The organism is Limosilactobacillus mucosae (genome assembly GCF_046939755.1).
Classification (GTDB): domain Bacteria; phylum Bacillota; class Bacilli; order Lactobacillales; family Lactobacillaceae; genus Limosilactobacillus; species Limosilactobacillus mucosae_A.
Genome location: NZ_JBKZAY010000129.1, coordinates 1 through 246, shown reverse-complemented (window position 1 = coordinate 246; position 246 = coordinate 1). Strand labels below are relative to the sequence as shown.

Below are 246 nucleotides of genomic sequence, written 5' to 3'. Positions count from 1 at the left end.
TCAAAGCAAAGCAACAGCCGGAAAGCAAATCTAGACCGTCTGCCACAAGAAGACTGTGAATACGACCTGGATGATAAAACTTGTCCTGACTGTCATCAAGAAATGAAGCAGATTGGTCGCCGATTGGCAAGTCGTGAAGCAGTATACGTTCCAGCCCATACTGTCTGTAGGAATGTTTACGCGAGGACGTACAAGTGTCAGCATTGTCATCCAAACGGTGGCGATAAGCTGGTTACCGCTAAGATG

Annotated in this window: 1 protein-coding gene; it reads left to right on the top strand. The window is 47.2% G+C overall.

From position 1 onward, the window contains the following. Positions 1–246, top strand: a 246-nt coding sequence (locus ACLUWI_RS10520; RefSeq protein ID WP_412147261.1) for an IS66 family transposase zinc-finger binding domain-containing protein, incomplete at both ends; no start/stop codon positions are given.